Origin of the sequence: Oscillochloris sp. ZM17-4 (genome assembly GCF_019599295.1) — a bacterium.
Lineage (GTDB): Bacteria > Chloroflexota > Chloroflexia > Chloroflexales > Chloroflexaceae > Oscillochloris.
This window is the reverse complement of the sequence record NZ_JAIEWN010000014.1, coordinates 21,277-32,244: the sequence shown is the minus strand read 5'-3', so window position 1 is coordinate 32,244 and position 10,968 is coordinate 21,277. Positions and strand designations below refer to the sequence as shown.

Below are 10,968 nucleotides of genomic sequence, written 5' to 3'. Positions count from 1 at the left end.
TCGCCGGCGTCGATGTAGTCGATGTCGGCCACCAGGATGCTGTCGTCCTCGGCGCTGTAGAAGCCGGTGAAGAAGTAGATGAACCCCACCTGCTCGCCGTCCACGCTCACCCCCACATCCAGCGTGTCGGCCTGGTTGATCGTGTCGGCGGACAGCGTCAGATCGGCTACCGTGAGCTCGCTGGCGCCGGGGGCCATGATCGCCAGGGTGTTCGCCGGCGCGACCGCATCCATCGCCACGCCGTAGTAGTAGAAGTTCAGGTAGTTCTCCCAGGCCGCCTCGTCCGCGAAGCGGCTCGCCACCCGCGCGTAGATCTTGCGGCCGGCGTCGCGCGACTTGTAGAGCTTGGAGGTGGGGAAGTAGATCGCCATGCCGGTGGCCCCCGGCCGCTCGTCGCCATGCTTCTCGGCGATCACGACCCGCCCGATGGCCTCCATCAGCGCGTCTGCGGCGGCGTCGGCCGCCTTGCTGTCGGTCTTCTTCTTGAGCAGCGCCGCGAAGTTGCCCAGGTCGATGTAGGGCGATGGGCCGTCGTCGAAGGTGTTCTCGAAGCGCTGGGAGTAGGTGCGCGCCGAGGCCACGGTCTTCTTGTTGAGCTTGCTCAGAGCCGCGCTGAAGTCGTCCAGGGCGGCGAGCAGATCGGGCAGGGCGGCAGTGTCGTAGGCGCTCAGGGTGATGTCGTGGCTCATATCGACGGCCACCTCACGCGCGCTGCGCGCCTTGGGCGAGTCGAAATTCTCCTTCACGAACTCGGCCCGCGCCGCATCGTCGAGGATGCGCTCGTCCTCACTGATATAGCCCTTCACGATCGCCTTGCTCAGGGCGGCGCCATCCATCGTCGGCTTCTTGACCAGCTGCCCGAGGAAGCTGGCGTAGGCCCAGCCCAGGGCCGGCTCAACCTCCTCGGAGGCGACGATGTAGTTGGCGTGGGGCGCGATCGCGGTGAGCACCTCGATCTGGCCCATCAGGCAGGCGTCGAAGCCCACCAGGTCGAAGGCGTCGATGCCGGTGTCGGCGCGGATCTGGCCGAGGGCGGCGTCGATCTCGTCGAGCAGCAGCAGGTCGCCGTCGGAGGTCAGGCCGAGGCCGTCGGGGCCGGGGTCGCTCGCCGAGCCGTCGCTCCAGCCGCCCGGCCAGCCCATGCCGTGGTCCGAGAGGATGAGCGCGTAGTGGGCGGCCGGGTAGGTATCGATCGCCCACTCGGCGAAGTCCACCAGGGTCTGCCCGTCGGCCATATTCACCTCGCCGAGGTCGTCCACAACCTCAGAGTCGAGCTTCTTCAGGTCGTCGTCCTGGGTGATGTACAGGCGGCGCGCGCCGGTCCAGTTGCCGTCGCCGCGAAACGCGCCCTTGTAGCGGTCGACCTGGGCGACGATTGTGACCTTGTCGGACGAGCCGACCAGCTCGGCCTCATTGACATCGGTGAACATATCCTGCTCAAGCACCTGGTCGTCGGCGTCCTCGTAGAGCATGACCAGCCATGTGTCGTCGGTGGCCGGCTCGGCCGACGCCGGGGCTGGCCTGACGGCGGTCGGCCCGGCAGCGCTGGGCCTGGCGGTCGGCGGGGGCGTCTGCACCGTGTCATCAGTGCAGGCGGAGAGGGCGAGCAGCAGGGCGAGCAGGGCGAGCGGCAGGCGGTGGCGAGGCATGGGAGCGGCTCCTGATGAGGGTGTTGAGGGTGCGCGATGAAACCGCCCAATTGTAGCACTACGCCGCGACAGCGCAGGGGATGCCGGGATCGAACGTGCTATACTGGCTCGCGGCTGCCGGGCCGACGGCCCGGCCCGGTTTCCCGATCCCCGTGTTCCCTTAGGAGCCCCGATGATCATTGATACGCAGGCAGACTTCCTCGCGCTCCTCGACCGGCTGCGCGGCCAGCCGGAGCTGGCGATCGACTGCGAGTTCCAGCGCGAGGGCCGCTACCACCCCCTGCTGTGCCTGGTGCAGATCGCCGCCGGCGACGACATCGTCGCCATCGACCCCTTCGCGATCGATCTGGCCCCGCTTGGGGATGTGCTCGCGGACCCCTCGGTGCTGAAGGTGCTCCACTCGGCTGAGAATGACATCCCGCTGCTGGCGTCGGCGACCGGGCAGCCGGTGCGGCATGTCTTCGACACCCAGATCGCGGCGGCGTTCGTGGGCCACGGCGCATCCCCCGGCTACACGCTGCTGGTGGACCGGATCTGCGGCGTCGCGCTGTCGAAGCAGTCCCGGTTCACCGACTGGGTCGCCCGGCCGCTCGCTGAGGAGCAGGTCGCCTACGCCCTGGACGATGTGCGCCACCTGCTCCAGGTCGCGGCGGCGCTGCGCGCGGATCTGGCCCGGCGCGGCCGGCAGCAGTGGGCGGCGCTGGCCGTCGATGATATGCTCACGAAGGCCCACAGGCCGCGTGACCGCGCGCGGCTCTATCTGAAGCTTGGCCCCCTGAAGGGCATGAGCGCTCGCCAGCTGGCGGTGCTGCGCGAGGTCGCGGACTGGCGCGACCGCCGCGCGTCGAGCATTGATCGCCCGCTCCAGAGCGTCGCCCCAGACGAGGCGCTCCGGCAACTGGCCTTTGAGCCGCCGCGAACCGCGGCCGATGTCGCGCGCCTGCGCGGGCTGCAGCGGGTCGGGAGCGGAGTCCCCAGCCTGCTCGCGGCGGTCAGGCGCGGCCTTGAGCTGCCCGCTGAGGCGTGCCCGCCCGTGATCGAGCCGCGCCCGCGCGATGATCGCATCGAGATCATCGCCTCGCTCCTCGCGACGGCGCTGCGCATCCGGGCCAGCGAGCTGGAGATCGCGCCCGCGATGATCGCCAGCCGCTACGAGATCGAGGACCTCGTCGAGTGGCACCTCGCCGGCCGCCCCGAGCCTATGCCGGAGATCGCGCACCCGGGCGGCTGGCAGCGCGCAGCCGCCGGCGAGGCGCTGCTCGCGGTGCTCGACGGGGGGCTCAGCCTGCGCGTGCAGCCCGACGCGCCGAATGGGGTGGCGCTCTGCGAGTCACTCCGCCCGCCGGTCGTGCGGTAGGCAGATCAGCTCGCGGATGACGAGTCCGGCCGCGAGCACGAGCGCCGAGTGGACGGCCAGGGGCGCCCAGGTGTGCCCGGCCCAGTCGGGCAGCCGGCGGTCGATCCAGAAGAAGAGCGCCGTCGCCGCCGCGGTGACGGCGACGCAGAGGATCATCGTGTCGCGGCGCAGGTTGCGCCAGCTCGATGCGCGGTCGGTCTCCATCAGTCCGCCTCCGATCTGCGAGCGGGGCCGGTCATGCGGCCCGCTCAAGCCCGATCAGCCCGCACGCCGCCATGATCGCGGCGTGGAGGTCGCTCAGCGGGCGGCCCTTCTCCAGCAGGGCGAAGACGCCGCAGGCGGCGGCGGACGCGGCCAGCGCCGGCGTCACCCGGCCCGCGAGCATAATGATCGCCGGCGCGCAGGGGTCGCGGCGGATCAGCCGGGCGGCATCCATGCCGTCCATCAGCGGCATGTGGTAGTCGAGCAGCACCACGTCGGGGGCGAGCCTGCGCGTCGCCTGCACGGCGGCGCAGCCCTCGCCCGCCTCGCCCACCACATCCAGCGCCAGCGCCTCCAGGGCCGCGCGGCGCATCCGGCGCAGCGCGTCGTTGTTATCGGCCAGCAGCACCCGCACGCCTCGCTCCATCGCGCACCTCCTGCCGCCTCTATCCACATCTCCCACCAGCGATCCCTGCTACGGTAGGCCTGCCAGCTAAGCCGTGTGTGAGGGTGGCATAAGCCGATCATGAAGGGGAGCTAAGGATTATGTGGCGAGCTGAGGCCGATCTCCGCACGCGCACGCCCGCCACCCCTCAGAACAAGCGCTGCTGACGTGAGTCATCGCCGATAACGGGCGGCTGCTGGCCCTTCAGCGCATACTCCAGCAGGTCGGTGATCGCCAGCCCCGCAGCGCACTGGCGGAGGTAGGCGTGATCAATCGCATCGTCCTGAACGCGCAGGATGGCCTGCACATCGCGCCACTGGCGGTCGGAGGGCGCGAGCTTGTACCACTCCAGCTTCGCCAGCACCGTGTCCTCGGCGCTCGCCACCCGCAGCGCGCCGCCCGGCTCGCCGGGGATGGCTACCACCTGCGCCCGCTGGAACTGGGCGACCTCGAAGGGGAGGCCCGACGCCAGGTACACGTCGATCGGGAAGCCGCTTGCGCTGTCGTAGGCGCAGAAGCTCGCCCGCTGTCGCCAGTCGGCCCGCGCCTCGGGCAGCCGCGCCAGCGCGTCAGTGCGCAGCGAGGAATCTTCCCATGACCGTGGTGGGAAGACCCTTCGCTGCGCTCAGGGTGACATGGGGATGTGGCTTCCTGGGTGACCGCGTGACTTCTGCCTAGATATCCAGGTCGCGCACCTCGGCGGCGTGGGTGGTGATGAAGCGCTTGCGCGGGGGCACCAGGTCGCCCATGAGCATGGTGAAGGTCTCGTCGGCGAGCTGGGCGTCCTCGACCGTCACCTGGAGGATGATCCGGTTGGCGGGGTTGAGCGTCGTCTCCCAGAGCTGCTCGGCGTTCATCTCGCCGAGCCCCTTGTAGCGCTGGATGTCGACCTTCGTGCCGGGGTTCAGCTTGCCGATGTAGGCGTCGCGCTCGGCGTCGGAGTAGGTGTAGACCTGCTCGCGGCCGTGCTTGAGCCGGAAGAGCGGCGGCTGGGCGATGTAGAGGTGCCCGTTGGTGATCAGCTGGCGCATGTGGCGGAAGAAGAAGGTGAGCAGCAGCGTGCGGATGTGGCTGCCGTCCACATCGGCGTCGGCCATGAGGATGATCCGGTGGTAGCGCAGCTTCTCGGGGGTGAAGGCCTCGCCGATCGCCGTGCCGATCGCCGTGATCAGCGCCTTGACCTCGGCGTTGGAGAGCATCTTATCGAGGCGGCTCTTCTCGACGTTGAGGATCTTGCCGCGCAGCGGCAGGATCGCCTGGAAGCGCCGGTCGCGGCCCTGCTTGGCCGTGCCGCCTGCCGAGTCGCCCTCGACGATGTAGAGCTCGCAGCGGGCCGGGTTGGTGTCCGAGCAGTCGGCCAGCTTGCCGGGCAGGGCGAAGCCCTCCATCGCGCTCTTGCGGGCCGTCTCGCGCACCTTCTGCACGGCCAGGCGGGTGCGGGCGGCCGAGACCGCCTTCTCGATGATCCGGCGGGCCTCGCCGGGGTTCTCGTCGAGCCAGGCCGCGAAGGCGTCGCCCATCACCGTGCCGACCGAGCTGGCGGCCTCGGGGCTGACCAGCTTCTCCTTCGTCTGCGAGGAGAACTGCGGGTCCTTCAGCTTGACGCTGATCACCGCCGTGAGCCCCTCGCGCACATCGTCGCCGGTGAGGTTGGCGTCGTTATCCTTGAGCAGGCTCTTGGCGCGGGCGTAGGTGTTGATCACGCGGGTGAGGGCGGTGCGGAAGCCCGACAGGTGCGCGCCGCCGTCGGTGTTGTTGATGTTGTTAGCGAAGGCGTAGATCGAGTCGGTGTCGTAGGTCTCGGTGTACTGCATGGCGATCTCGACCGCCACGTCGCCGACGGTGCGCTCGACGTAGAAGGGCAGGCGGTGGAGGACACCCTTATCCTTGTTCAGGTGGCGCACGTAGGAGATGATGCCGCCCTCGAAGTAGAAGTTCACCTCGTTGCCGGTGCGCTCGTCACAGAACTTGAAGCGCAGGCCCTTGGTGAGGTAGGCCATCTCGCGCAGGCGCTGGGAGACCGCCTTGAACTGGTAGTCGATCCCGTCCTTAAAGATCGTGATGTCGGGCATAAAGTGGATCGCGGTGCCGGTGCCCTCGGCCGGGCCGACCGCCGCGACCGGGCCCTGCGGCTTGCCGGCGCGGTACTCCTGGACCCAGAGCTTGCCGTGGCGGCGCACCTCGGCCCGCATCCACTCGGAGAGCGCATTGACCACCGAGAGGCCCACGCCGTGCAGGCCGGACGAGACCTTGTAGCCGCCGTCGCCGAACTTGCCGCCGGCGTGGAGCTCGGTGGTCGCGAGCTGTAGCGCCGAGACCTTATGCTTGGGGTGGATGTCGACCGGGATGCCGCGGCCGTTGTCCGTCTCCGACACCGAGCCGTCGGCGTGGATCGTGACCGTGATCGTGTCGGCGTAGCCGGCGAGGGCCTCGTCGACCGAGTTATCGACAATCTCTTTGATCATATGGTGCAGGCCGTTGATGTCGGTCGGCCCGATATACATGCCGGGGCGCTTGCGCACCGCTTCCAGCCCCTCAAGCAGCGTGATCTGGCTGGCGTCGTAGCCCTGCGGCTCGGTGGTCATATCGTAGTCCTGCGGCTCTGTCGTCATAATCTCGTCGTCCTTCATAGGTATGACATCCTTGGGTGATTTGTTGGGGCGCAGCAGCGCGGCGCTGCTGCGCCCTTATGGCCGGCGCTCACCCCCGCCAGCGGGCGGCCTGGTCGCGGTAGAACTCCAGGCGGGCGGCGCTGAGGCCGCTGCCCACGTAGGCGCTGCCCAGGATGGCGGCGGCGATGCCGAGCGGGCTGACGGCGATCTGACGCCAGAGGACGCCGAGGCCGCTGGCGATGATGAAGCTGAGGAGCAGCAGGCCGATCGCCCCCATCAGGTTGCGGCGCACGATGTTGACGCTGTGGTAGAGCGCCCGCAGCGGGCCGGAGCGGCTGATCAGGATGGCCTCGGGCGCGAACCCGGCGTAGACGTAGGCCCAGAAGCAGGCGATGTACCAGGCCAGGGCCACGGGCAGCGCTGCGGCGGGGAGGGTGGCAATGATGATCCCTGAGATCGCCAGGAAGGGCAGCCCGAGCAGCAGCCCCACCCCCAGCACGATCAGCAGGGCCAGGGCGATGTGGCCGGCCACCCGCAGCGATCGCTGGAGCGCCGGCCAGATGGCGAAGGGCTCGCCGCCCACCGCGCCGCCCAGCACCGTCAGGAAGAGGCTGCTCCAGAGCAGGGCCAGCCCGTTGATCAGGGCGAAGACGCCGAGTAGCTGGAGCGGGCCGCCGATCGCGACGGCGCTCTGGCCGGACGCGCCGCTCGGCGCGAGCACCGGGGTCAGGTTCAGCCAGGCCAGCGAGAGCCGCATATCGCTGTGGGTGATGCGATCCGCCAGGCTCTGCCGCGCCTGCGGGCTGCCGCCGAGCGCCTCGGCCGCCGCGCGCACGCCGGCGCTCAGGCTGCTGGATGCGCCGCCCAGGGCGAGCGGGCGGCCCAGCCACAGGTAGGCGCTCAGGCCGGCGGGTATCAGGGCCACCCAGAGCCGCCGGTGTAGTGCGCGATACCCCGCGCTTAATGTGTCAACGAGACCGGGGCTTTGGGGCTTCGCAACGCTCAAGACCGCCTCCTCCACAACCGTCTCATTATACCATATTCAAACGGTTATGGGAAGCTCTTTCGTACATCCGTACGAGTATTAAGTATTGAGTGTTGAGTGCCAAACACTCAACACTCAATACTCAACACTCAACACGCAACGCATACCCCCGCTGGCGCAGGTCGAGCCCGCCGACGCAGATCTTCGTCAGCGGGCAGGCCGCGCAGTCGGCGCAGTGCTCCACCTCGACCAGGCGCCCGCTGCGCACCAGGGTGCGCAGCATGTGGTCGAGCATGCCGGGGGCCACATCCAGCTCAGCCGCGATCATCGCGTGGGTGAGGGTCGTGTTCGGCGCGCGCCGGAAGATCTCAAGCAGCTCGTGGAGCATGGCTCACCATTGAGTATGTGCAATCTGCAATCTGCAATCTGCAATCGCCTAGCCCACCCCCAGCAGCCGGCCGACCTGGTAGATCGCGACGGCGGCCAGCCAGGGCACGGCCAGGGTCAGGCCCAGCGAGGCCAGCGCCCAGCGCGGGCCGAACTCCTGGATCTGCGCGCCGACGGTGGAGACGCAGGGCACATAGAGCAGCACGAAGATCATGAAGGCGAGGGCCGAGAGCGGGGTGAAGGCCCGCTGGAGCGCCGCGCCGAGGGCCGTGTCCGGCGGCTCAGCGGCGGCGGGGAAGAGGGTCACCCCCGGCGTGAGCGCGTCGAGCAGCGCCCCGCCGGCCGCCCCCGTCGCCCGCAGCAGCCCGCCGAAGATCAGGTCGGCGTCATCGGCCAGGCTCGCCGGGGCCGCCGGGGCCGCCGGAGCCTCGCCCACATAGACCTGGGCCATGGTGGAGACCACCACCTCCTTGGCCATCACCCCGGTGAGCAGAGAGCCGGCCGCCTGCCATGTGCCGAAGCCGGCCGGGGCCAGGGCGACGGCGGCCGCGCCGCTCAGCTGGCCGAAGGCGCTGTCGCGCGGGTTCTCGACGCCCCAGGGCAGGTGCAGCAGCAGCCAGAGGCCCAGCGAGGCGGCCAGGATGACCGTGCCGGCCTTACGCACGAAGCCCGCCGTGTGCCGCCAGGCCTGCCGCCAGAGCCCGCGCAGGGTGGGCAGCCGGTAGGGCGACAGCTCCATCACGAAGGCCCCGCGCTGCGCCCCGCGAAACACCGTCTGCGAGAGGGCCACGCCCACCGTCGCCGCCACCACGATCCCCGACAGGTACATCGCCCAGATCACCATGTCGGCGCGCTGCGGGAAGAAGGCCATGCCGAAGATCACATACACCGGCAGGCGGGCCGAGCAGGACATGAAGGGGATGAGCAGGCCGGTCAGGATGCGCGCCGGCCGGCTCTCGATCGTGCGGGTCGCGTAGACCGCCGGCACGTTGCAGCCGAAGCCGAGGATCATGGGGATGAAGGACTTGCCGTGCAGGCCGAGGGCGCTGATCGCCCGGTCCATCACGAAGGCTGCCCGGGCGAGGTAGCCGCTCTCCTCCAGGGCGGCCAGGATGAAGTAGAGCGCCAGCAGGCCGGGCACGAAGGCCAGCACCCCGCCGACCCCGGTGATCGCGCCGTCGAGGGCGAGCGACAGAACCCAGCCCGGGGCGTGGGCGGCCGCCAGCAGCGCCCCGGCCCAGCGCGTCACCGGCCCGGAGATCACGGTGTCCATCCAGTCCACATAGGGCGCGGAGACATTCTGCACCAGGCCGAAGACCAGCAGCATCAGGGCCATGAAGATCGGGATGCCCAGGTACTTGTGGGTGACGATGCGGTCGATCCGTTCGGAGAGGGTGATCTCCGGCGACTCGGGGCGGGCCAGGGACTGCGCCACCACCTGGCGGATGACCCGGTAGCGCGCGTCGGCGATCACCAGGTCGAGCTCATCGCCATAGGCGGCTAGCAGCCGATCCCGGCTCGCGGCGAGCGACTGCGCGGCGGCGGCCCGCTCGGCGGGTGCGGCCTCGTCGAGCAGACTCTCCTCGCCCTCAAGCAGCTGGATGGCCAGCCAGCGCGGCGGGTAGATCCCGGCGATGCCGGGCAGATCGGCGAGCCGCTCGGCGAGATCGGCGATCTCGCCATCCAGCGGGCCGCCGTAGGCCATCAGCGCGCCGGCGGGGCTCAGCGGCAGTGTGGACATTCCGGAGCCCCCTTTGCGTGCAGCCGCACCGCCGCGCGCAGGTCGGCCATCCCAATGCCGGTATGACCCACGCACGAGACCACCGACACGCCGCCGAGGGCCGCCGAGAGCGCCCCGTAGTCGATCCGCAGCCCGCGCTGGCGGGCCAGGTCGGTCATCGTCAGGGCCAGCAGCAGCGGCGTGCCCGTCTCGATGATCTGGAGCGTCAGGTAGAGGTTGCGCTCCAGGTTCGCCGCGTCCACCACATTGATCACCAGGGACGGCCGCTCGCGCACCAGGTAGTCGCGGGTGATGATCTCCTCGGGCGAGTAGGCCGAGAGGCTGTAGGCTCCCGGCAGATCGACCAGGTCGACGTCGAGGTCGCCCGCCTGAAAGCGCCCCGTCGCCCGCTCGACCGTCTTGCCCGGCCAGTTGCCGGTGTGCTGCTGCGCCCCGGTGAGGGCGTTGAAGATGCTGCTCTTGCCGACATTGGGGTTGCCGGCGAGGGCGGCGTGGAGTGTGGGCATGTGCGCGCGCGCCTTTCCTATGATCTCCTGGACACCATGATCTCCCGCGCGTCGGCCTTGCGCAGCGAGAGGCGGTAGCCCTTCAGCTCGATCTCCAGCGGGTCGCCCATGGGCGCGACCCGCGCGACGGTGAGGCGCTCGCCGGGGAGGAGGCCGAGGGCCAGCAGGCGCCGGCGCAGCGCCCCGACGACGCCGAGGGTGACGATGGTTGCGGACTGGCCGACGGGGAGGTCGCTCAGCGGGATGGGCGCGACGGTCATAGGTATCACCCCTCAAGCACACGGATGGCGGCGGCGATGTCGTGGGCGAGCCACAGCTCGCGGTCGGCGACGGCGATCAGGGCTGCGCCGGCGGCCCCGAGGGCCAGCAGGCGCAGCTCGGCCCCGGGCAGCAGGCCCTCGGCGACGAGGAAGGCCCGCGCGGCGTGGCCCGCATCGACGGCGGCCACGCGGGCCACCTGGCCGACGGCGATGCGGCTCAGCGGAAGCCCGACGGCCCCCGGCGCCCGGTCGCCCGGCCCGGGGATGGGCCTGCCCTGCGGGCTGAGCTGCGGGTGGCCGAGGAACTGCGCCAGCCGCTCGGAGACATCGAGCGAGGTCAGGTGCTCCATACGACACGCCAGCGCGTCGGCGGCCTCGGGCGTCATGCCGAGCCGCTCGACGAGGAAGACCTCCCACAGGCGGCGGTAGCGCAGCACCAGCGTGGCCGCCGCCAGCCCATCGGGCGTCAGCTCGACGCCCCGGTAGGGCACGTAGGTGAGCAGGCCGGCGTCGGCCAGCTTGCGCACCATCTGGTTTGCCGAGACCGGCTGGATGGCCAGCGAGCTGGACAGCTGGGCCAGGGAGATCGGCGGCGGCGCGCCATCCTCCGCCAGCATCGCCACGGTGAGCAGGTACATCTGCTCGCTCTCGCTCATGGGGTGAGTGTTTTGGTCAGCCATTGGTTTCGAGGGGATTTTCTTACGGCCCGCCTAAGCATATCGACACTTGTGTTGCTGCACAAGCGATCCTGGGTGAATATCTGACAACTGGCCCGGGGCGAGGGCATGTGGTGCAACGTCGCTGGCGGCTGAAGCCGCGTCGCGG

At 69.9% G+C, this 10,968-nt stretch carries 12 protein-coding genes; 1 reads left to right on the top strand and 11 read right to left on the bottom strand.

Annotation, left to right across the window (positions count from 1 at the left end):
* Window positions 1-1,649, bottom strand: a 1,649-nt coding sequence (locus tag K2Z83_RS12380) for a clostripain-related cysteine peptidase (protein ID WP_255603837.1), incomplete at its 3' end; no start/stop codon positions are given.
* A gap of 172 nt (window positions 1,650-1,821) precedes the next feature.
* Here K2Z83_RS12380 and K2Z83_RS12375 point away from each other — a divergent pair.
* Complete coding sequence (locus K2Z83_RS12375) at window positions 1,822-3,006, top strand: HRDC domain-containing protein (RefSeq protein WP_220595496.1); 1,185 nt, start codon at window positions 1,822-1,824, stop codon at window positions 3,004-3,006.
* Here K2Z83_RS12375 and K2Z83_RS12370 read toward each other — a convergent pair.
* From K2Z83_RS12370 to K2Z83_RS12325, 10 genes are all read right to left on the bottom strand, one after another.
* Window positions 2,980-3,210, bottom strand: a complete 231-nt coding sequence (locus tag K2Z83_RS12370) for a hypothetical protein (protein WP_220595495.1) — start codon at window positions 3,208-3,210, stop codon at window positions 2,980-2,982. The genes K2Z83_RS12375 and K2Z83_RS12370 overlap by 27 nt on opposite strands.
* 31 nt (window positions 3,211-3,241) lie before the next feature.
* On the bottom strand, window positions 3,242-3,634 hold the full coding sequence (locus K2Z83_RS12365; RefSeq protein WP_220595494.1) for an ANTAR domain-containing response regulator: 393 nt from the start codon (window positions 3,632-3,634) through the stop codon (window positions 3,242-3,244).
* Between the two features lie 166 nt (window positions 3,635-3,800).
* Window positions 3,801-4,130, bottom strand: a complete 330-nt coding sequence (locus K2Z83_RS12360; RefSeq protein ID WP_220595493.1) for a hypothetical protein — start codon at window positions 4,128-4,130, stop codon at window positions 3,801-3,803.
* Window positions 4,131-4,326: 196 nt separating this feature from the next.
* On the bottom strand, window positions 4,327-6,237 hold the full coding sequence (gene gyrB / locus K2Z83_RS12355) for a DNA topoisomerase (ATP-hydrolyzing) subunit B (RefSeq protein ID WP_220595577.1): 1,911 nt from the start codon (window positions 6,235-6,237) through the stop codon (window positions 4,327-4,329).
* Window positions 6,238-6,352: 115 nt separating this feature from the next.
* On the bottom strand, window positions 6,353-7,270 hold the full coding sequence (locus K2Z83_RS12350; protein ID WP_220595492.1) for a hypothetical protein: 918 nt from the start codon (window positions 7,268-7,270) through the stop codon (window positions 6,353-6,355).
* Between the two features lie 121 nt (window positions 7,271-7,391).
* Window positions 7,392-7,637 carry a hypothetical protein gene (locus tag K2Z83_RS12345; protein WP_220595491.1) on the bottom strand — a complete coding sequence of 82 codons (246 nt, stop codon included), beginning with the start codon at window positions 7,635-7,637 and terminating at the stop codon, window positions 7,392-7,394.
* A gap of 48 nt (window positions 7,638-7,685) precedes the next feature.
* Window positions 7,686-9,377 carry a ferrous iron transport protein B gene (feoB, locus tag K2Z83_RS12340; protein WP_220595490.1) on the bottom strand — a complete coding sequence of 564 codons (1,692 nt, stop codon included), beginning with the start codon at window positions 9,375-9,377 and terminating at the stop codon, window positions 7,686-7,688.
* Window positions 9,359-9,883: a FeoB small GTPase domain-containing protein gene (locus K2Z83_RS12335; protein WP_220595489.1), complete on the bottom strand. Its 525-nt coding sequence runs from the start codon at window positions 9,881-9,883 to the stop codon at window positions 9,359-9,361. Before K2Z83_RS12335 ends, feoB begins: the two co-directional genes overlap by 19 nt.
* Window positions 9,884-9,900: 17 nt before the next feature.
* A complete protein-coding gene (locus tag K2Z83_RS12330; protein WP_220595488.1) occupies window positions 9,901-10,143 on the bottom strand; it encodes a FeoA family protein in 243 nt (80 codons plus the stop codon).
* 5 nt (window positions 10,144-10,148) lie between these two features.
* Window positions 10,149-10,799, bottom strand: coding sequence for a metal-dependent transcriptional regulator (locus K2Z83_RS12325; RefSeq protein ID WP_220595487.1), 651 nt, complete (start codon window positions 10,797-10,799; stop codon window positions 10,149-10,151).
* Window positions 10,800-10,968 lie beyond the last annotated feature (169 nt).